Annotated in this window: 18 protein-coding genes; 11 read left to right on the top strand and 7 right to left on the bottom strand. The window is 39.1% G+C overall.

Annotated features, from left to right (window positions below):
* Positions 1-342 precede the first annotated feature (342 nt).
* Both CIK86_RS08275 and CIK86_RS08270 read left to right on the top strand, forming a co-directional pair.
* Positions 343-3,165: a TonB-dependent receptor gene (locus tag CIK86_RS08275; protein ID WP_086999287.1), complete on the top strand. Its 2,823-nt coding sequence runs from the start codon at positions 343-345 to the stop codon at positions 3,163-3,165.
* Between the two features lie 257 nt (positions 3,166-3,422).
* Positions 3,423-5,174 (top strand): DEAD/DEAH box helicase, encoded by a 1,752-nt coding sequence (locus tag CIK86_RS08270; protein ID WP_086999284.1) that lies wholly within the window; start codon positions 3,423-3,425, stop codon positions 5,172-5,174.
* 36 nt (positions 5,175-5,210) lie between these two features.
* Here the strand turns inward: CIK86_RS08270 and CIK86_RS08265 are convergent, their stop codons facing one another.
* The gene (locus CIK86_RS08265; protein WP_011328642.1) at positions 5,211-5,546 is read right to left on the bottom strand and encodes a ribonuclease E inhibitor RraB; all 336 of its coding nucleotides are present in this window, start codon (positions 5,544-5,546) and stop codon (positions 5,211-5,213) included.
* Between the two features lie 202 nt (positions 5,547-5,748).
* Here CIK86_RS08265 and CIK86_RS08260 point away from each other — a divergent pair, with 202 nt between their 5' ends.
* The 3 genes from CIK86_RS08260 to CIK86_RS08250 all read left to right on the top strand — a co-directional run bounded on the left by CIK86_RS08260 (position 5,749) and on the right by CIK86_RS08250 (position 12,140).
* Complete coding sequence (locus CIK86_RS08260) at positions 5,749-7,476, top strand: autotransporter assembly complex family protein (protein WP_086999281.1); 1,728 nt, start codon at positions 5,749-5,751, stop codon at positions 7,474-7,476.
* Complete coding sequence (locus tag CIK86_RS08255) at positions 7,476-11,153, top strand: translocation/assembly module TamB domain-containing protein (RefSeq protein ID WP_086999278.1); 3,678 nt, start codon at positions 7,476-7,478, stop codon at positions 11,151-11,153. The genes CIK86_RS08260 and CIK86_RS08255 overlap by 1 nt, the downstream gene beginning before the upstream one ends.
* Positions 11,154-11,243: 90 nt before the next feature.
* Positions 11,244-12,140 (top strand): peptidylprolyl isomerase, encoded by an 897-nt coding sequence (locus CIK86_RS08250; protein WP_086999275.1) that lies wholly within the window; start codon positions 11,244-11,246, stop codon positions 12,138-12,140.
* Positions 12,141-12,185: 45 nt separating this feature from the next.
* On the opposite strand, the gene queF is transcribed toward CIK86_RS08250, so the two are convergent.
* Positions 12,186-13,031: an NADPH-dependent 7-cyano-7-deazaguanine reductase QueF gene (gene queF / locus CIK86_RS08245; protein WP_086999272.1), complete on the bottom strand. Its 846-nt coding sequence runs from the start codon at positions 13,029-13,031 to the stop codon at positions 12,186-12,188.
* Positions 13,032-13,090: 59 nt separating this feature from the next.
* Here queF and syd point away from each other — a divergent pair, with 59 nt between their 5' ends.
* Entirely contained in the window at positions 13,091-13,630 is a 540-nt protein-coding gene (gene syd / locus CIK86_RS08240) for a SecY-interacting protein (protein ID WP_086999371.1), read from the top strand.
* 96 nt (positions 13,631-13,726) lie between these two features.
* Here syd and CIK86_RS08235 read toward each other — a convergent pair whose 3' ends face one another.
* From CIK86_RS08235 to CIK86_RS08225, 3 genes are all read right to left on the bottom strand, one after another.
* Positions 13,727-14,500, bottom strand: a complete 774-nt coding sequence (locus tag CIK86_RS08235) for a Zn-ribbon-containing protein (RefSeq protein WP_086999269.1) — start codon at positions 14,498-14,500, stop codon at positions 13,727-13,729.
* Positions 14,501-14,516: 16 nt separating this feature from the next.
* Positions 14,517-14,780, bottom strand: a complete 264-nt coding sequence (locus tag CIK86_RS08230) for a hypothetical protein (RefSeq protein ID WP_086999266.1) — start codon at positions 14,778-14,780, stop codon at positions 14,517-14,519.
* A 121-nt stretch (positions 14,781-14,901) separates the two neighbouring features.
* On the bottom strand, positions 14,902-15,138 hold the full coding sequence (locus CIK86_RS08225) for a DUF2789 domain-containing protein (RefSeq protein ID WP_011328634.1): 237 nt from the start codon (positions 15,136-15,138) through the stop codon (positions 14,902-14,904).
* Between the two features lie 278 nt (positions 15,139-15,416).
* Here CIK86_RS08225 and CIK86_RS08220 point away from each other — a divergent pair, with 278 nt between their 5' ends.
* Positions 15,417-16,058, top strand: a complete 642-nt coding sequence (locus CIK86_RS08220; RefSeq protein WP_086999262.1) for a GNAT family N-acetyltransferase — start codon at positions 15,417-15,419, stop codon at positions 16,056-16,058.
* A gap of 933 nt (positions 16,059-16,991) precedes the next feature.
* Here CIK86_RS08220 and CIK86_RS08215 read toward each other — a convergent pair.
* Both CIK86_RS08215 and CIK86_RS08210 read right to left on the bottom strand, forming a co-directional pair.
* Positions 16,992-17,291: a DUF3301 domain-containing protein gene (locus CIK86_RS08215; RefSeq protein WP_011328632.1), complete on the bottom strand. Its 300-nt coding sequence runs from the start codon at positions 17,289-17,291 to the stop codon at positions 16,992-16,994.
* Positions 17,292-18,320 carry a DUF3549 family protein gene (locus CIK86_RS08210; protein WP_086999257.1) on the bottom strand — a complete coding sequence of 343 codons (1,029 nt, stop codon included), beginning with the start codon at positions 18,318-18,320 and terminating at the stop codon, positions 17,292-17,294.
* 210 nt (positions 18,321-18,530) lie between these two features.
* Here CIK86_RS08210 and CIK86_RS08205 point away from each other — a divergent pair, with 210 nt between their 5' ends.
* The 4 genes from CIK86_RS08205 to CIK86_RS08190 all read left to right on the top strand — a co-directional run bounded on the left by CIK86_RS08205 (position 18,531) and on the right by CIK86_RS08190 (position 21,206).
* The gene (locus CIK86_RS08205; protein ID WP_086999254.1) at positions 18,531-18,851 is read left to right on the top strand and encodes a YqcC family protein; all 321 of its coding nucleotides are present in this window, start codon (positions 18,531-18,533) and stop codon (positions 18,849-18,851) included.
* On the top strand, positions 18,844-19,608 hold the full coding sequence (truC, locus tag CIK86_RS08200; RefSeq protein ID WP_086999251.1) for a tRNA pseudouridine(65) synthase TruC: 765 nt from the start codon (positions 18,844-18,846) through the stop codon (positions 19,606-19,608). Before CIK86_RS08205 ends, truC begins: the two co-directional genes overlap by 8 nt.
* Before the next feature lie 3 nt (positions 19,609-19,611).
* Positions 19,612-20,055 carry a flavodoxin gene (locus CIK86_RS08195; RefSeq protein ID WP_011328628.1) on the top strand — a complete coding sequence of 148 codons (444 nt, stop codon included), beginning with the start codon at positions 19,612-19,614 and terminating at the stop codon, positions 20,053-20,055.
* Between the two features lie 77 nt (positions 20,056-20,132).
* Positions 20,133-21,206 carry an aminoglycoside phosphotransferase family protein gene (locus CIK86_RS08190; RefSeq protein ID WP_011328627.1) on the top strand — a complete coding sequence of 358 codons (1,074 nt, stop codon included), beginning with the start codon at positions 20,133-20,135 and terminating at the stop codon, positions 21,204-21,206.
* Position 21,207 lies beyond the last annotated feature (1 nt).

Genomic DNA, 21,207 nt, shown 5'->3' with positions numbered 1-21,207 from the left:
AAGCTGATTAAAGAAGCTGTTTACAAATATTCACATGCCGAAAGTTAACAAGTATGATTTTAATTAAACTGCAACTGAAAATAATATTGAATTAACTGCTTTAAAAACAGTGGGTTACTTTCATTTTTTAATTTGCAGCGAACTTACTAATAGGCTTTTTGTAAACGGCCAGTACTAATAACGGTGATAAAGTGTGATATATGATAACGACAGGTCACTTAAAGTTAATTTTGTGTTGACCTTTCTGTTCTCATAGTATTATCATTGGTTACATAATCATTGTTTATTCGTAATCAGATGATTAAATATAAAAAAATAAAATAGTATTCTTGGGAGAATCAAATGTTAAATAATAAAGTTTCAAAAGCAGTTCGCTTAGCGATCGCTTTTGGTAGTGCTTCAACAGCTGCGTTTTCAGTAAATTCTTTTGCTGCTGAAGAAGGCGTAGAAAAAGTTGAACGTATTCAAGTTACAGGTTCACGTATTCGTTCTACAGATCTTGAAACTGCACAGCCAATCCAAACAATTAGCCGTGAGGATATTGCAAATCAGGGTTTTACTTCAGTTATTGACCTTCTTGAAAATATGTCTGCGGCAGGTTCGCCACCAATCAGTCGCTCAGAACCTCTTGTTTCTGGTGAGAATGTTGGTGGGAGTTATGTGAACCTTCGTAATTTAGGTACTGGCAGAACTTTAGTACTTATAAATGGTAAGCGTTTGGGGATTACGACTTCTGGATATCAAGATTTATCGGCTGTTCCTATGGGAATGGTTGAACGTATCGATGTATTAAAAGATGGTGCATCAGCAATGTATGGCTCTGATGCTATGGCTGGTGTGGTAAATATTATAACTCGCAAGAACTTTGAAGGTCTTGAGTTCACTGTTTATGGTGCAGAGTACGACGAAGGCGATGGCGAGAAAAAGAATGTTAGTATGGTTACTGGCATCTCAGGTGACCGAGGCTCTATAACCTTAGGCGCTGAATGGCGTGATGAAGGTGATGTTTGGGCTAAAGACCGTTCATTTTCTGAAGTCTCATACCCTGGATACGATATTCCAAATAACCGCACTTTAGTTGGTCAATATGGTCGTTTTAACTACAATGACCAATGGTACGTTGCAAAGCGTCCAGGCAATGCATCATCATTTGACGATTTTGAACCACAAACTTATGAAAATGGTTCAAGTAATTCAAGTGAACAAATGCACTTAGAAACACCTCTTAGCGCGCGTTCACTCTATATTAGTTCAAATTATGCACTAACTGACGACATTAACTTTACCAGTGATATTGGCTATAGTGAGCGTCAGGCAAAACGCCAAGTTGCTGGTTACCCATATCAATCAGCTTCAGATGGGATTGTGCTAAGTGCAGATAGCCACTTTAACCCTGTTGGTGAAGATGTATCATTTACTCGTCGTGGTTGGGAAGTGCCTCGTACAACTGAAAGTAATCAAGATACATTACGCTTTACAGCAGCCCTTGAAGGTTCATTTGAACTAGCTGATCGTTATTTTGATTGGGATGTAGGTGGCGTTTATAGTAAAAGTTCTACAATTCAAGTTGATAATGGCAATTTATATAAGCCAGCTATTAAAGCAGCAACAGGGCCTTCATTCTTAAATTCAGCTGGGCAAGTACAATGCGGTACAGAAGCTGACCCTATTTCTTCAGCAGAGTGTATTGCTTGGAATCCATTAGCTGGCTTTGGTGCAGGCCCTGTGGAAAATTCTCTAGCTGATCCAAATGTACAAGATTTTCTATACCCAACTCTTCATTATCGTGGTGAAACACAAACAACCATGTATTTTGCTAATATTAGTGGTTTGATAGCAGAGTTACCTGCAGGTGGTTTAACCTTCGCTCTTGGCGGTGAATACCGTAAAGAAACAGGGCAGTATAACCCTGATGCACTTGCTCAATTAGGTGAAAGTACAACACTTGCATCTGGTGCAACTGGCGGTAAATACGATGTAACAGAAGCGTATGGTGAATTAAATATCCCTATTTTATCTGATGTAGCTGGTGCAAAGTCGTTAAGTGTTAACTTGGCAACACGTTATTCTGATTACAGTACTTTTGGTGATACAACTAATAGCAAAGTGGGTATTGAATGGCGACCAGTTGATGATTTATTGGTTCGTGGTACTTGGTCTGAAGGTTTCCGCGCTCCGACAATAAGTAGCTTATATGGTGGTAGCTCTCAAACCTTTACTACAGGATTTATAGATCCTTGTGATTCTGTATATGGTACGGCCGCGGGTTCTGCACGTTGTTTGCAAGATGTTCCAGCAAATTATCGTCAGCTACAACAGGGTTTCGTTCCAACAACAGGTCCTGCTGCACAAACACCAGTACCATTTAATAGTGGCTCAAATGAGTTTTTACAGCCAGAAGAGTCAACCAGCAAAACAATTGGTTTTGTATACAACCCAAGCTATGTTGAAAATTTAGATATTATTCTGGACTGGTGGAGCATTAAAATCACTGATACGGTTGTGTCTGATTCACCAAATGAGATCTTAAAAGATTGTTATATTGGTGGTGATGAATCACGTTGTGCTATGTTCTCGCGTGATCCAAGTAACTCTATCGTTAATGACCTAACTTATGGTACTCGTAATGCAGGCTTTACTGAAACATCAGGTATTGATCTTGCGTTAGCTTATGCGTTCGAAACTGAGTTTGGTGATTTCCGAGCTACTATGGATAGTACTTATTTACTTAAATATGATTCAAAATCAACAAATGAGCCAGAAACTAAAGTAGAATCTGATGTTGGTCATGGAGACATTTTCAGAACTCGTTCGAGCTTGGGTCTTAATTGGTCATATGGTGACTTTAGTGCAAACTGGGGTATCCGCTATTTCTCATCAATGCGCGAAGATTGTTACTTCGAGGATAAATGTAGTAATCCAGATTTCGAACGTGATTGGACTAATGGCGCTATAACACCGAAAAATAAAGTAGGTTCTACAACGTTCAATGATTTACAGTTAACCTACAATACGCCTTGGGAATCAAAATTATCAATAGGCGCGAACAACGTCTTTGATAAGCAAGGTCCAATTATGTATTCTGGTCCTAGCTCAACCTACTCTTACTATGGTGGTTTTGATATTGGTCGCCAGTGGTACTTCCGTTATTCACAAAGTTTTTAATTTAAATTTATAAACTAAAAATAATTAAACCCACTGATTTAGCAGTGGGTTTTTTTTCGGCTATTTAAACCTCCTGCTTCAGTAAGTATAAAATGGGTAAACTATTGACCTTAGACCAAGTTATACAAAAGAAATATTAGTCAATATTATGATCGGTTACTTATTTTAGGATGAGTATTTACTTTTAAATTAAATCTAAGTATTACTTATCATAATTTGTTAAAGTCTGCTTAATTTCAAAACCTAATAACTCCCTTATGACCTACACCCTTAGACCCTATCAGCAAGAGGCGGTTGAACGCACCGTTTTACACTTTAGAAAAACCAATGATCCTGCTGTCATTGTGCTGCCTACAGGTGCGGGTAAAAGTTTAGTCATAGCTGAGCTTGCGCGTATTGCTAAACAAAAAATATTGGTGTTGGCGCATGTTAAAGAATTAGTAGAGCAAAACTCACAAAAATATAAAAGCTTTGGGCTTGAGGCGAGTATATTTTCGGCAGGATTAAAAGAAAAATCGTTAAATCATCAGGTTACTTTTGCTAGTGTGCAGTCGCTATCGCGTAATTTAGATCAGCTTAATGAGCATTATTCATTGTTAATTATTGATGAGTGCCATAGAGTTAATGGCGATAAAAAAAGCCAATACGGTAAAGTTATTAATGCCTTGCAAGCGCATAACCCTCAATTAAAAGTATTAGGGTTAACGGCAACGCCTTATCGGTTAGGTATGGGGTGGATTTATCATCATCACTACCATGGTTTTGTGCGGGGCAATAAAGACAGCCCATTTAAAAGCTGTATTTTTGAATTACCGCTGCGCTATATGATCAAACATAACTATTTAACGCCACCCAATGAAGTGGATGCGGCGATTAGTCATTACGACTTTTCGGCGTTAACCAGTGACGCATTTGGCCGTTATACTAATGAGGATATGAATGCGTTATTAAAAAACAGCGCACGCGCAACGCAGGCCATTTTACAACAAGTAATACAATATAGTGAAAACCGCCAAGGTATTATGATTTTTGCCGCTACGGTTATGCACGCAGAAGAAATTTTAAGCTATTTACCTCATCAGCAAAGCGCCTTAATTACAGGTGACACACCTAATAGCGAACGCGATAAAATAATTAAGCAATTTAAAGCCAAACAATTAAAATATTTGGTTAATATATCTGTACTCACCACCGGATTTGATGCACCTCATGTTGATTTTATTGCTATTTTACGCCCTACGGAGTCGGTGAGTTTATACCAGCAAATTGTTGGCAGAGGGCTTAGATTAGCCGATTCAAAAACAGATTGTTTGGTGATTGATTATGCCGGAAATGGTTTTGATTTGTTTCACCCTGAGGTTGGCGATAAAAAAGGTGATAGCGATAACGAGCCGGTACAAGTGCTTTGTCCGGGTTGTGGCTTTGCTAATATTTATTGGGGTAAAACTGACTCTACAGGAAAGGTTATTGAACACTTTGGTAGGCGCTGTAAGGGCTTGTTAGAAGATGATGAAGGTAATAAAGAGCAGTGCGATTATCGTTTTCGCTTTAAAGAGTGTGATGAATGTGGTGCGCAAAACGATATAGCCGCACGTAAATGCCACGATTGCGGTGCGGTAATGGCCGACCCTGATGATAAGTTACGCAATGCACTAAACTTAAAAGATGCACTCGTACTTCGCTGTAGTGGTTTAAGTGTAACGCAGCTTAAAAATGAGATGATTAAAGTAACGTATTTTGACGAAGACGGTGCAAGTTGCGACGAAGTTTACGATATTGCCAATAAAGGGGCGGCGTATATTTTTAATCGGCAATTTGGTAAGCGAGTTGGCCAAGGGCAAGCGCCCATAAAATTTAAAACAGCAGAGCAAATAATTAACGCGCAGTTTGATTTAATTGCGCCCGACTTTGTAATAGCCCGTAAAAGTAAAAAATATGGTTGGAAGGTAGCAGATAAGCTATTTGATTATAAAGGCAGCTTTAGAAAAGCTAATCAGTTAAACCCTTAGGTTTAACTGATTTATAATTTAGTATGGCAATGCAGGTTAAGCTTCTTCTGCGTCCATTAATCCCCAACCATCGCCGTAACCGTTAAAGTTATTAGCTATGCTTTCAATGTATTGCTCAGCTTGGCCTAATAGAGTGTGTTCAGGAACCATTTGTACTTGAGTAATTACTTCCCATACGCCAGTGTCTTGGCATTTTTCGAGTTCAGCATGCTGTACTAATGTATCGGCTACTACTTCTTTGGCAAACTTTTCTGCATCGCTTTGTTGCTCAAATAAAATATAAAAATCGACTTGGTGCATTTTACTTAAATCAATACCAGCGGCGGCTATTTCGGCTAAAAGTTGGCCATTTTCGTCATCAGGAAATTGCATTAAAAAACTCATTAAAATTATTGTGTACTTGTTAAGGCCATTGTAACCAAAATAAACGTTTAAAGCGCACTAATTTTAATATTGTAGATTGCATATTATGACACTGGATAGCTATTAAGTTAATGTAAGGCTCATTACGGCTATGATATTATAGAAATTGTTGCATCGTTATATTTTAAGAATTAAAGGTAAGGATATTTACTTGTTTAATCAGTTTTTACGTTTCATGTTTGTTTTTTGCATTCTTCTGAGTGCTCAGTCTGTTGCCTCTGAAAATGTAATAGAAGATTATGAGATTAAAGGAATTAATGACGATTTAGAAAAAAACGTTGCGCTTTATTTAAAACAACTTATAGGTGAAAAACCAACCTTAACCCTGCGCCGCTATGCAAAAAAACAAGTCGAAAATAGTATTAAAGCATTAGGGTATTACAGCCCTAAAGTAGAGGTTAACTTTGACAAAGATGAGCGTGATTTGGTGGTTAGAGTTGAGCGAGGGCCAGCTACTCGCATCGCTGCAATAAATATTAGTGTAAAGGGGGCTGGCAAGCAGGACCCCGCTTTATTGGCAGTAATTAATAATATTACCCTAAAGCAGGGAGATATTTTAAACCACGGACATTATGACAGCGCGCATAAAAAAATAGAATCAATGCTGTTAGAACTAGGTTATTTTGACGCTAAATGGCCTGCGCGTAAACTAGAAGTATCTTTGGGGAAACATAGCGCAGAAGTTACTTTTATTATTGAAACTGGGGTGCGTTATCAGTTTGGCGATATTGTAATTGCTAGCGATACACCTGCTGAAAAGTATATTCGTTCTTTAGCGCCTTTTGCCAAAGGGCAGCCTTATAAATCGACCCACATAGCCGATTATAATCTTGATTTATCAAGCACGCCTTATTTTACTAGTGTACGAGTATATGCAGATATAACCGAACGTAACAATAACCAAGTACCTATAAAAGTAGATGTATTACATAAACCTGCAAATAGCTATGAAGTGGGTGGTGGCTTTAGTACCGACTTAGGCCCCAAAGTGCGCTTTAAATGGAGTAAACCATGGATAACGCAAGATGGCCATTACCTAGAAAGTAACTTAAATGTGTCTGAGCGACAACAAGATATTTCAATGGCTTATACAATCCCAGAGGATGATCCTAATGACGATTTATGGCGTTTTTCGGTTGGTTATAAACTTGAGGATGAATTAGCTAATAATATTTATAGTGAAATACTTACCGGGCAAGTACAACGCCAATGGCTAACTGATAATAACTGGGTGCGTACCGCTTTTATACGCCGCGATCATGAAACATATAGAATAGGTGACGATGAAGAAGAAAGCAGTGAAATGTTAATGCCGGGTATTAGTTATGCACGCAAAAAATCAAAAGGTGGAACAACCCCTTATTGGGGCGAGCAGTGGTTAATATCTGCAGAATTTGGTGTAGAAGATGTACTCTCTAGTACTAATTTGATCCGCGTGCAGTTACAAAATGCTTGGCTGAGAACTTATTTAGACCGCCATTTAGTGTTTTTAAAAGCGAACTTAGGTGCCATGTTGGTCGATAATATAGCTAATGTGCCGTATTCACTGCGCTTTTTTGCTGGTGGTGATCAAAGTGTGCGTGGTTTTGCGTATCAATCAATTTCACCCGAAAACGATGAAGGGCAGCTAATAGGGGGTAAATACTTAGTCTCTGGTACTGCAGAATATAACTATCAGTTTGCGCAAAATTGGCGAGTGGCTTTATTTGTTGATGGAGGTACCGCAACCAACGATTTTTCGGATAGATTTGAAGTAGGTGCTGGGTTTGGTTTTCGTTATTTAACGCCTGTAGGTCCGGTAAGAATAGACCACGCTTGGGGGCTTACCAAAGAAAGTAAAAGTACCCGTTTGAGTATTACTATAGGGCCTGAAATTTAATGTCTGTATTTAAAAAAATAACCGCAAGTGTCAGTGCTGTTTTAGTCATACTGCTAATAACCGTATTTTGTATATTATTTACGTCACCCGGAAATCAATTTATTGCCTACAGTGCAAATAAGTTGGTTGATGGTTTAAATATTGATATTAAAAACGGCCGCTTTTTATATAACGATGTATTTAATGTTCGGTATAACAATAACGGAGTAGACTTTAATGCCCAGCAACTAAAGCTTAATTTATTTTGGTGGCAGTGCGACGGTATTTGTATTGATAATTTAAGTGCTAATACAATTGCTTTAACTTTGGAGCAATCACCTGAAGCAGTTGCTGAAGAGCCATCTGAGCCATTAACTAAAATTACTTTACCTTTAAATATTGCTGTTAAAAATATAGCTGTAAAAGCATTTACTTTAGAACACCCAAGCGCCAACGTGCGAGTTGAGAACTTTAAGTTATCGGCAAAAGCGATGGGATCAGAGCTTGTAGTAAAAAGCTTAAACATACCTAAAATACTGGTTACGCTAAAAGAGCAAGCCCAATCCCTGCAATCACAAACAGCATCAACGGCAATTACGAAGCTTCCTGCACTGCCTAATATCGAATTTACTTCACCACTGGATATAACCATTGAGCAGTTTGATATTGATAAAGTGGCTATACAGCAGGGCGAACAAGACTATGAGATAGAAAATATAGCACTGCAAATGACTGTAGAAGATGCCAAAATAAATTTATATTCTTTAGCGGCTCGTTATCAGCAGTGGCAATTAAATACACAACTTAACACAGAGCTTGCAGGTAATATGCCGCTAAAAGGTCATATTGTATTAAAAAGCCCGCAACACCAAGCTGACTTATCACTCAGTGGCGACTTGGCAAATTTAAACGTTGATTTAGAAACCACCGGGCAATTTCCACTTAGCTTAAATGCCAATGCTAATTTAAAGCAAACAAACTACCCATTTACAGTTAAAGGCAAAATAAACCAGTGGCTGATCGACGCACAAAGCGAGCAGTTAACGCTACGTAAGGTTAACTTAAGTGCGCAGGGCAACGCAGATGACTATCAACTTAGTTTAACTGCAACGAGCCAGTTAGGCGCGTACCCGGCCGTTGATTTAAACACACAATTAACGGGCACGCTTACCCATGCACAGCTTTCTACATTGTCGGTTAAGGCCAACGACAGCACTGCAAAAATAAATGCCAATGTTAACTGGCAACAAGGTATAAAAGCAGATTTTGCAGGGACGCTATCGCATTTAAAAGCGCAATACTTAACAGATGCAGTAACGAGTGATATTTCTGGGCAGTTTAAAGGCTCATTTAATGCACAAACGGATACTTGGCAACTGAAAATGAATAATACCAAACTCACCGGCACACTTAACGACGTGCCATTAGAGTTTGCCGCAAACTTTAGGCTAGATAATGCATTAAAAGCTAATATAGATAGTTTTTATTTAAGCAGTGGTAAAAATAAATTAGAACTCAATGGCCAAATAGATAGCAAATGGTTAGTAGATGGCAATATAACACTACAAAGTGATGAGCAGGCTAATATGCCATTTATTGCAGATGGTAAGGCCAATATAGCCCTTAGAGGTCAAAGGTTAACACCGTCGGTTGACTTAGCATTAATGCTGGAACATTTTATTTTTGATGAAATAAATATAAGTAAGTTATCTGTTAAAGCTGATCTTGATACAGCGGCCGATTGGCAAACTAATATTGCAATAGATGTTGGTTCGGCTTTAGTTGCTGAGCAACAAATTAACAGTGTAAAAATAGATGCAACAGGGGATAAAAAAGATCATCAACTTACCGCATCTGTTGATGCGCAACAAGGTGCAGTTGAGTTTGAAGTTAATGGTCAACTTACCAATGCGATTTGGCAAGGTGTACTGAGCAATGTGCAGTTAAGCGATAAAAAGCTAAGCTTTAACAACAGTAAAAAAATTACACTTAACGTAAACACCCAAACAGGCGATTTTGATGTAAGTAAGCACTGCTGGCAATCTGCACAAAGTGAGTTGTGTATCGACACTTTGTCGCAAAATAAACAGTTAGGTCAATTCAATGCTAAATTAAACAATTTAGCACTTGAGGAACTAAAGCATTTACTACCTGATAATGTTGGTGCAGAAGGCGCTTTAACAGGGGAATTTGTTGCAAACTGGCAAGCGAGTGCGCTGAAAACATTACGCGCTTCTTTAAATTCAAATAACTTAATAGCCAAATACAATTCCGAAGAAGATAACTTTCGTTTACCAATAGAAACGCTTAGTGTGAATGCATTTACTGATTCTCAAACAGGTAAATTAACAGCTAACTTAAACTCTAGCGTGTTAGGTGAAATTACCACCCAAATTAATGTAGATGACATACAAAACACGCAAGCATTAAGCGGTAATGTAAACATAGATAAAATATTATTTTCTAACTTGCAGCCATTTTTAGACACTATTGAGCAGCTCAAAGGCAATATTAGCGGTAAAATTGCATTAGCAGGTACATTAAAAGAGCCACTCCTTGAAGGTGAAGTAAATATTGATGATATTAATTTACAAGGTGAACAACTACCAATAGCACTTGAAAAATCGAATGTGAGTATTTTATTTAACAAAGCGACAGCAACAATTAAAGGCCTTTTAACAGATCCCCAAGGCGGGAATATTAAATTAAATGGCGACATAGATTGGCAAGGTGAACAACCAGCCGTTAACGTTGCAATAGTAGGTGAGCAATTTTATGTACGTGCTCAGCAAGGAGTCGTTTTTAAAGTATCTCCAGATTTAAAAATTGGTTTGGCTAACAACGCAATAAACCTTGTGGGTGAAGTAATTGTCCCTTATGGGCGAATTGAAATAGAAGAGCTGCCAGAGGGCGCTGTGCAAGTTAGCGATGACGAAATAATCGTTGATCAAAAAACCAAAGCGACTAAAAAAGTGCCATTTGATTACGATATAGATTTAAAACTGATTGTAAAAAATGACGTGAAAATTGAATCATTCGGTCTAGAATCTAAAGTAGAGGGCGACTTGGCGATTAAAATGAGCCAAGGAACTCCTATTATTGCCACAGGCGAGCTTAAGTTAGTAAACGGTACATACTTAGCATTTGGCCAAGATTTGTTAATTCGTACCGGCCAGGTTGGCTTTAGTGGCTCAATAGAGCAGCCTTACTTAAATATTAAAGCCATTCGTAATCCCGAAAACACCGCCAATGGTGTTATTGCTGGGGTAACGCTTACAGGTAATGTAGAGCAACCCAGGCTAAAAGTGTTTTCGGAGCCAGCGATGGATCAGGCACAAGCTTTGGCCTATTTACTCAATGGCCAACCATTAGGCGAGGGCGATAGCTCCACCGATGCTATGCTCACTCAGTTGTTACTTTCGCAGGGGGTTAGCCGCAGTGAAGGGCTGGTTTCTAAAGTGGGTGAAACGTTTGGTTTGTCGGATGTTAGCCTTACCTCTAAAGGCAGTGGTGAGCAAACAAAAGTAGAAATATCAGGCTATGTGGCACCGAGCTTACAAGTAAAATACAGTGTTGGTATTTTTGACTCCCTTAGTGAAGTGGCAATACGTTATCAGCTGCTTTCGCAGTTTTATATCGAAATAACCAGTGGGCTATATCAAAACGTAGATATACTTTATAAGTTTGATTGGGACTAATAATTACAGGTTAAAGCAGATGTTAGTAAGTAATAACCAAGCTTAAGGATAAGACCCTAATGTAAAACTATAATAATAAGGCGCTAATTGATGAAAAAGTACCTGTTAACAGTGGCCGCTGCGATGTTATTAAACGGCTGTGCTGGACAATATAAACAAAGCATTACCACGCAACAAGGTGAGCCTAAAATAAAGTACACTGCCAGTGACGTTATTACTAAAGCCGCCGAGGACGAATGGCGTGTGGTTAACCCACAAAATATTTTAAAAATAACCTTACCCACAGGCGCCACTTATATTGAGCTTAATCCGCAGCTTGCTCCACAGCATGTAAAAAACATTAAAAAACTTGCGCGAGAAGGCTTTTATCAAGGAACGAGTGTTTATCGCTTTGTTGAGGGATTTGTAGCTCAAGGTGGTGCTAGCAGTGCTAAAAAGATTATTAAGACTGCAAATAAATCACTTTTGGCCGAGTTTTATTTAACCACTAAACAGCCGCTGGCAATTACAGCCCTTGAAGGTGATGGTTATGCACCTATAACTGGTTTTTTAAATGGTTTTGCGGTTGCTCAAAACGCACTACAAACCCAAACTTGGCAAGTGCATTGCAGCGGCATATTTGCAATGGCGCGAGATAACGATATAAATAGTGCAAGCACCGAATTCTTTATCACTATAGGGCAAGCGCCACGTTATTTAGATAAAAACACCACTGTATTTGGACGCGTACTTGAGGGTATAGAGCATGTTAACCGCTTAGAGCGTACCGCTCGCAATGATAAAGAATTTAACCCAATAACTGATATTCAAGTACTTGAAGACATTAATAATAGTGATAAAAGTGTTTTTAAAGTGATGAAAACAAACTCACAGGCATTTAAAAACCTAATTTCGGCAAGAAAAAATCGCTCTGAGCCTTGGTTTGTACATACAGCTAATTATATAGACGTGTGCGCTGTGGCTATTCCCACCAAACGTAGTACGTAGTGAATAAAAAAGGAGCCTAGGCTCCTTTTTTATTACAATAAACGCTTATTGGCGGTTAATTTTAACTGCAAATGGCGTGTCGTTATTATGAGTTGAGCGATACGGGTTTATATCGAGGCCACCACGGCGCGTATAACGTGCGTAAACTTCAAGATTTTTAATGTTGAGCTGAGTGCTTAAATCGCTATAAATACGCTCCACGCATTGTTCATGAAACTCGTTATGGGTTCTAAACGAAATTAAGTAGCGCAGTAACGACTCTCTACATATTTGCTCACCTGTATAACGAATAATTACACTTGCCCAATCGGGTTGTGAGGTAATTAAGCAGTTAGATTTAAGTAAGTGGCTATGCAGAGTTTCGGTTACTGTTTTATTACTTTGCGATTTTAGAGAATGAGCGTCAATATCGTAGTTATCAATTTCGATATCTAAATCATCAATGCACTCACCAGGTAATGGGGTGTAAGGAAGACAGTTATACTCATCTGCATTGTATAAAGTTACCTGCACTAAGCTGTTAACCACGGCGGTTAGATCTTTAACTAAATGCTGTTTCACTTCATCACGGCTGTTAAATCGAGTTTGGTTAAAGCTATTTAAATACAGTTTAAACGACTTAGATTCAACAAGATGACTGCTTTGGCAGGCAAAGGTAAATACAGCGATAGCGACTTGCGGCTTGCCTTTGGCGTTTAACCACGAGAGCTCGTAACCAGTCCAAATGTCTTGGCCTTTGAATGGTAAAGCGGCTTCGTCAATATTTAAAGCATCTCTATTTAGCTTGCGTGCAATTGGAAAAAGTAAGCTTGGAGTATATTGATCTATATATTCAGTTGATTGGCCTAACACACTGCCTTTAAGGTCGGGAGAATTGCTGTAATCTGTCATGTTTGCCCTTAAATAGTTACAATAGCGGCATTATATCTAATTTAAATGAGTTTCATAGTATGTCTGTTGTATTGCAGTTAACCCAGCTACACCAAAGGTTTAATGACAAAACCCTAAAAAACACGCAAAAACATCCACTTATGGTGCACGATGAACAATGGCCAAGCCCATGTGAAATAGGTAATGTTGATCAGCAAGGTAATATTCAGTGGCAAGCTGTGCTGCAGCAACCCCCAGGCGTGCTTAATGATTTAGCTAAGGCATTAGATGTTACATTTCCAAGTGGCTTAAATGCGCTTTATGGGCATATGTATGGTGGTAACATTCAAGCGAGTATTGATGGTCATCAAGTTGAATTGCTGCAGGCGTGGAATAGCGATGACTTTGATTTATTGCAACAAAATATAACAGGTCACGTTTTAATGAAGCGTAAACTTAAACAACCTGAAACAGTATTTATAGGGTTAACAGCACAAGATGATTTGTTAGTAAGTGTGTTACTGCACAGCGGTGAAGTGTGCTTAGAGTACGTAGGCAAAAAAACGCATCATGTGCTTGCTGCCAATATAGAAGAATTTTTGCAAGCGCTTGAGGTTTAATTAAAACCTGCTTAATTACCTTAAAATGATTTACTGTAAAGTATTAGCTCGGAATTAATTTTAATACCGAGCAAGTACCTAAATAATAATTTTAACTTATTGAAAGTCCCACGATATATTAGACACTAAGGCGCAGGGCTCACATCTAAAGTCGAATAACCCAAACCAGGATTCAGGTAACTTCCAATCGCCATTACAGCTTGGGCATTTACGCTCTAGTTCAGATGTTTTATCGGTGCCACCTACGCGGTATATATAGTAATACACAGGTTTTTTAGTTAAAAAGCTAATTCGTTTAGTAATGTCTTTACCGCGGCGGAATAAGTCGCTTTTAATACTCGAAATTTCTTCAAGAGCAGGAAACTCACAACGTGTTGCGCCATTAATTTGAATTTGATCGCAGGCTTGCCAGTCTTCCTGCCATTTAATTAAGGTTTTATAATCACCATTAGCAATTGCTGGGATCCGAAATAGCGGTACCGGTAAAAAGTCGTCACCACAATAAAGTGGGCTACAAGTATGCACATAAGTGGTGTATAAAATATAGCTAGAAGGCTCGGCGCAGCAATCAGACCCATTAGAATGAATATCTTGACCAATAATTTTTACTTTTGGCGCAAGTAAACCAGCGCTGTGCAATTGCTCAATGCTGTGTTTTACAAATGGACTATTGTTAAGCGGGTGCATGGCATCTTCGTTTGGGCACATAACACGGGTAATAAAGTAACCATCTTTTAAAACAGTAGGAAACTCTTCGCCCATTATTTGGCCATTAAAACGTAGCGCATTAACCAAGCGATTAATAGCTTGTTCGGCTTTCTCTAAAGTGGTGTCTTGGTAGCAATCAAAGGTTAAATCAACAACGAACATTTATAGTCTCGAATTATTATTTTTCTAGCAGGGTAAGTAACCGGTCGAGCTTTTCTTCAATTCTATCTAACTGAGAAGTTTTAGAATCGCTACCAATCGGTTGTACTTGGCTTTTCATTAAGTTATAAATTGAATCTGGATTGTTTTTATACTGACTCACCGCCGCAATAATAACAGGCATAGGTACAGGCTTAATTAAACGACTTTTAGTAAGCGCGACAGTAGGTACTTTGCCTTCGTCAAGAAGGACTTTAATTGCATCAAATACAGCAGCATTCATTAGGTTTATAACTCTTTAGTATAAATAGGTACGCAGCATGAAGCTGCTGCGTGGAGGCTATAGTAACAATAAATAGGGAGGGGCACATTAAATGTCCCAAATTAAATCAATTACCTTAAAATTAATTGCCTTGGCGAAGGCGTACATCAAGCTCATCAATAACTTCACTCCAATCACTGTCCTCTGCGAGTGATTCAGCTAAAAAATGCTGTTGAGATTCATCCCAAAAAGGTGCATCTTGTATTAACGTTGTATCTTCAATCGCATGGGAAGCAATAAAAGCATCAATCTGAGCTTCAGAACTAGGTAAGCCAAGTTGTGCAAACAGTGTATTTATATCGTGCTTTGTTGTATCCATGTTGTGCTCCTAGCGTGTCAAAATAAGATTATAAATAAACTATAGTCTAAGCCAGCTAAACTCACGCTGAATTTACCATTAATAACTTTACAGCTATAGTTTAGAAAGTGAGTAAATAAAGCGCTTATTTAGAGAACAAATATAAATTTATTATGTGTTTAAGTTGTAGCTATGAGTAAACCCAATCGCATTAAGTTAGTGATTATAGCGCCAAGCTAATGGTTTAATCATAAGGCGAAAATAATGATGTGTTGTTCTAATACAAAAAAGGAATAATAATGACTGTGACCACCCAAGCCGATACATTTAGCGTACAGTATTTAGCCGCAGAAGATATAAGTATTGCCGCGAGTTTAATTTATCAGGCGTACCACGACGATCCTATTTTACAAACTATGCTCAATTACGAGCAAGAGAGTAAATCGGCCTACGAAAAAAAACTTCGGTCATTAATTCGCGAAGAGCTAAGCAGCTTTTGGCAAGAAAAGCAGCCGCTTATTGGTTTATATCGTAACGATAAGCTCAAAGCCGTTGCCTGCGTGTTCGAATCAAACAGCCAATTACAGGCGCAGCGTTATTGGCATTGGCGCTTAAAGCTAATGTTAAGTGCTGGTTACTTACAAACCAATCAACTAATAGATAAAGAGCAAACAATTAGAGATGCACTACAGCAGCAGGGCAACTACTATTTTTTAGCTTTTATTGCGGTCGATCCGCATTTTCATGGCCAAGGATTTGGGCGTTATTTATTAAGAGGCCTAAATGACCTAGTTCAATCTAATGCTGAGTCTGCAGGTATGGCGGTGTTTGTAACGCGCAAAGAGCATACTCAGTTTTTTAAAACCGAAGGGTTTGAAAGCTTTAAGCAGCTTACTTTTAATAAGATTGCGGGCGAATTGTTATTTAAGTCAAAAAACTAAATTTAATTTAGGTTAGGGTCTGTTGATCTTTCAAGGTTAAATTTGCAGCAGTGTGTTTGGTATTTAGGCAAGGCAGAGCCTATGTGGTGTGGTTATTCCCCATAAATAGGCGATAACGTAGCATCAATGCCAAACATGCGCTGCCCGAAGGGTTCTGCCTAGGGGCGATTGACTCTTTGTTGCTCGGTTTTTACTTAGCCCACTAGGTTACAAACCTCGCGCCGTGATTAAATCGCCCCTAGTTTGAACAAATTTTAATCCGCAAAGGTCAACAGACCCTAAAGGTAGCCTGCATTGGTGGTTAACATCCCAATACGGACATATGACCGTGAGATATATCTTACATTGCTGTGCGAGTTGTCAGTTTAAATTGCATTGAAATAGTTTCTTATTACCTATTATATTGATATGTAAGGTTATTTTTGTAGTTTGTGTTTTTTAATATAAATGCCATTTAATAATTAACAGCTAGGTACTATATCTACTAGCCATTTGCTTTAAACTTTACTTTGTCAAGACGACACAGCTCAATGATTGAGTGATTGCCAAGGATACGGAAGTAGGCAACATAGCAGACGCTAGCAAGAAGCAAAACGGACAAGTTAACACGGATGCAAGGATGAGTAGGGAAGTGCATGATGCGCTTAAGTGGCAGGAGCTACTAAGGGATAATCAAGGATGGCGCTACAGGAAGTAGCCGGAGCGTTAGTTTACGCAGGACAGCCAAGGTGGCAAGAGGATATTGCAGGATGCAATGTGAGGGTGAACAAGGTTGTTTGCTCGTTCAGAGGATGATAATACGGATTACACAGGTAAAGGATACCTAACAGGATGTTTGTCAATTGGGGCGTAACTTTAGTTACGCCTTAGTTTTTTGTGTTTTACTCATTTTTAATCTTAACCTTAAATTAAACTTTTAGCGCAGTATAAAGGTTATATTTTATGCGGTGGAATAACCACACTTTTTAAATACTCATTTTCCATGATCAGTATTCCCTGATAGGCATTTTCGCCATCACTTGAAAACTCAAAAATAAATTCGCTTTTCACTCCAGGTTTACCACTTTTTAAAAAGCCAAAGCGGCGTTTACTACAGGCAACGCTCATTAATTGCACCTGCAGTTGTTCGCTTTGGCGTTTAGCATGAACGTTCGCCGCCTCGGCTACCTTTCGGTTTAGCCAAAATAAGTAAATTACACTACCAATAAGTATGAACGTCCATAAACTTGCCATTTAAGAGAATAACCTTCCAATTGCACGCGCGAGGGTTTCGCTACGATTTTCTTTACGTAATAAGCCTAATAAATGCGGGCGAATGGTGGGTATTGCAACTAAATCAGCAAAAACACTCACAAATAGTTCAGTAATTTGTTGATGGTGTGCACAGTTATCCATAAATATATGCAAGCGTTCAGGGTCTTCAAGTTGTTTAAAACAACGCCCAGCAATAGTGAGCAGTACATCAGCATCTTGATTAACCGATGAAGTTAATACGCTATCGACCAATTGGGTGGTTAAGCCTTGCGCTTGCGCTTTAGAAAGCGAACGTAGCGCTACTGTAACAGCAAACGGGTCATTATTTTTTATAGCCGCTTGGCCGTACTCTACTAGTAATTGGCTTAATGAGGGCGGTATTTCTACATGCTCAAGCATGGCGCTAAGGGGCTGTAATACCTCAACGGGCAAATAAGGCCAAGCTTTTTGTAAATTAGCTAAGTTAGTCTCATTATCGAGGCGCAGTGCAAAATCGGCAATGCCTTGTAATGCCACACTTTGCCAATTTTCAAAACCCAGCTTGCCACTAAAGTACAACTGCGTATGCTCGTAATACTGTGATGCAGGTTGCTTTAATAATACTTTAAGCTGCGCATTAAAGGCTGCTAACTTGTTGGCATTTGGTGTAAAAACATAAGGGTTGTTATCAAGTTTACCGTCGGCTTGCTCACCGGTAAGCTGTGTGCCGAGAGCTTCAATTACCATGTCGGCAAAGTGATCACGACTCGCACTCACCAATTTGCTTTGCTCATCTACTGGAAATTTTAAAAACCATACATAAGGTTCTTTACTCGCTTTACTATCCCAAAACTGAATAGCTAACCACGCATGACCAGCAAGCGGATATGGGTAAGGGACTTGTGCTTGCTCTATGGCTAAAAATTGTTTTTTATCAAGCTTAGTTATGTGCCTACCAATATCAAACGCGCGCCACTGAGTACCTGCATTATCTAAAAGCTGCCCTAATGTCGCTATTTGCTTACTCATCGTTTTCTCAATTGTTTTTACTACAAAATTGCGTCAATTATACGCCATAGCAAAGGTTGAGGGAACCGCGCTTATAGAATTTGAGTTTTGATTTTGCTAAATAACCGAGCAAGCGGGGGTAATATTAAGCGGGTATTTTCAGTTACTATAATTTCGCTCTTAATAAATACAAATGGTATTATTACTTCATCTAGTTTTAAGAGGGCGGTTATGTACCAGCAAACTCAAGCTTATTTAGTGCAGTTAAGGGCACTTTTAAAAAAGCATCAGCTTTGGCAAAATGAGCCAATAGCAGTAGAAGCATTACAATCAAACGTGCCCTTTTGCCACGACACCATAGCATTTGAGCAATGGTTACAGTTTGTATTTATTGAAAAAGTTGAGCAGCTAATTATTGATAAGCAGCCATTGCCGCGCAACTTTGCAATTGCTCCTATGGCACAAATGGCGCTTGCGAGTAAAAAAGGCAGCGATGAAATTATTACTCTGTTAACAGCTCTCGATGCCTTTTTAGGAGAGCCAAATGAGTGAGCGCCCAATACCAATTGAGTATGGCGAACTGACTATCTTGTATCAGGATGAAAACTACGTAGCCATAGATAAACCTTCAGGCTTATTAGTGCATCGTTCGTTTTTAGATAAGCACGAAACCCAGTTTGCTATGCAAATGCTACGCGATCAACTTGGGCAGCATGTTTTTCCGGTACATAGGCTCGATAGACCCACATCGGGGGTGTTACTGTTTGCGTTAAGTTCAGAAGCGGCCCGCGATATGAATCAGTTATTTATTGAAGGCACTATTAGTAAACGCTATTTAGCATTAGTACGTGGTTTTGCACCCGAGTGGGTATTTTTAGATAAACCACTAAAAGAAGAGCTGGACAAAATAGCAGATAAGTTTGCCGATCAAGACAAAGCGCCACAAGAAGCGCAAACTGAGTTTAACTGCTTGCACCAAGCAGCCTTGCCTATTCCCATTGGCAAGTATCCAACGGTGCGCTATTCCCTCGTAGAATGTTTTCCTAAAACGGGGCGTAAACATCAAATTCGTCGGCATTTAAAGCATTTATCACTGCCTATCATTGGCGATGTAAACCATGGTGATAATCAGCATAATCAATTTTTTAGGGAGCATTTTGAGCTGCGCAGATTAATGTTATTTGCAACTGAGCTTAGCTTTGTGCACCCTTATAGTAATGAATCAATAACAATTAAAGCGCCACTAGGTGATGCAATGCTCAGCATTTGCAAACAACTAGGTTGGCCAGATGAAGAAAAGGATTATTAATTAATGGCACATATTAGTATTTTTGTAGGCAGCGTATATGGCGGTGCAGAGCGTTTAAGTGACGAAGTAGCCACAACAATAGAGCAAGCTGGGCATGGCGTTACGGTATTTAATGAGCCAGTGTTGAGCGACATTCAAAGTGCGTCACATATTTTAATTATTACCTCAACAACCGGCCAAGGCGATGTGCCTGATAACTTGGCTGATTTTTATAATCAGTTAAATAGTACTTTTCCTATGTTAACCGACAAGCCATTTGGAATTATTGCCATGGGCGACAGAAGCTACGGCGACACCTTTTGTGGTGCAGGGCGCAGCTTTGATGAATTATTACGTGACTTACAAGCTAAGCCTGTTGGTAACCGCTTAGAAGTTGATGCCTGCGAAGACTTTGAACCTTGGCCGGTTACCGAGCCGTGGTTAAAAAATTGGCTTAGTAAGCTTTAATTATTAATAAAGGTGAGTGTTACCCTAAGCTCACCTTTATTATCTGAGTTATTTTATTTTTAGGTAGCAAAATAGCTATGCAGCTAAATCCCATCGCGGTTCATTTGTCTGAAAGTTTTGGCGTAGGCAATCAGCATATCAGTATCAAACCAATCGGTAGTGGGCTGATCAATAGTACATGGTTACTTAGCACGGCTAAAAAGTCGCTAGTAGTACAAAAGCTCAATGTTGATGTGTTTCCTGAGCCCGGTTTACTCGTAAAAAATGCCCGTTTAATAGAGCAACACCTAACTAGCAAGCAGCAATTGGGTGAGTACAACTTAGATATTATTCGCCACGTAGCGACTATTAATAATGACTATTTAGTTAACTGTGATCAGGGGGTATGGCGAGCACTAGAGTTTATTGGTGGCAGTTACAGCGACGATGTAGTCACTAATGCTACCCAAGCGCAAACTGCGGCGAATGCCTTTGGTCAATTTGCTGTGGCGCTAGAGGATTTTGATGCAGAACAATTGCACCATGTGATCCCTGACTTTCATAACTTAGCCATGCGTGCACAGACGTTTAAAACTGCAGTTAGTCTTGACCCAGAGCAGCGCTTAGCTAGTTGCCAAGCTGAGGTTGATTTTTGTTTATCGCAATTTACACTCATTGATGAACTTCAAGCATTAGCAGGATCTATACCGGTAAGGCCTTGTCATAACGATACAAAAATAAATAACATGCTGTTTTGTGAGCAATCACATAATGCTAAAGCGGTAATCGATTTAGACACCTGTATGCCAGGGTATTGGCTTTACGACTTTGGTGATATGGTACGCACCTTTTGCTCACCAGAGCAAGAAGACTCCACCGATTTAAGTAATGTAGGTGTGCGCGAAGAAATATTTGCAGCCATAGTTAAAGGTTACGTAGAGCCATTAAAAGGCCTGATCACCGAGCAAGAAAAACAAAGCTTTTGGCTAGGCGCTAAAGTGATGACCTTTATGATAGGCCTGCGATTTTTAACAGATTATATTGATGGCGATAATTATTTTTCAATCAAACATGCCAATCATAATTTAGAGCGGGCGCAAAATCAGTTTGCGCTTTATAAAGATATTATTGCAAAACAAAGCACCCTTAAAGCAATATTAGCACAAGCCTAAA

Origin of the sequence: Pseudoalteromonas sp. JB197 (assembly GCF_002332205.1) — a bacterium.
Lineage (GTDB): Bacteria > Pseudomonadota > Gammaproteobacteria > Enterobacterales > Alteromonadaceae > Pseudoalteromonas > Pseudoalteromonas nigrifaciens.
Note: the sequence above shows the minus strand (reverse complement) of the source record. Positions and strands in the feature narration are given on the sequence as shown.